General features: G+C 38.6%; 1 protein-coding gene. It reads right to left on the reverse strand.

All coding sequences use genetic code 11. From position 1 onward, the window contains the following. Window positions 1–22: 22 nt before the first annotated feature. Window positions 23–407, reverse strand: a 385-nt coding sequence (locus tag DD616_RS17045; protein ID WP_306307610.1) for a hypothetical protein, incomplete at its 5' end; no start/stop codon positions are given.

Genomic DNA, 407 nt, shown 5'->3' on the forward strand with positions numbered 1-407 from the left:
TCTTGAGCCGTTTGTTATGTGTTTATTTCGACCAATCCCAATTTCCTTGCTCCTTGACCAAAACTCTTTGGTCTTGGGTAACTGTCAACAATCCTGAATCTGAAATTACGTAAACAAAATCGCCAGTTACAAACTCATAACCAATAAATCTTGATGGTGTGCCATCTGATAAATATGTATGTAAAGTATGGCCAGTAAGAATAATCTCATTGCCAGATCTCTTTGATTTACCAGTATAAGTTACGTCATCACAAGTCACGTTACCTTCAATGCAGTTTGACCCGATCAAAACCACATAGTTTTCTGTCACCAACGTCGCTGAGATACTGGAAAAACTCGCAAAAAACAGTACAAACAATAGCCCAAATTTACGCACGATAATCTCCAAAACACATAACGCCCGGCTA

It is taken from the genome of Vibrio anguillarum, assembly GCF_003390515.1.
Taxonomy (GTDB): Bacteria; Pseudomonadota; Gammaproteobacteria; order Enterobacterales; family Vibrionaceae; genus Vibrio; species Vibrio anguillarum.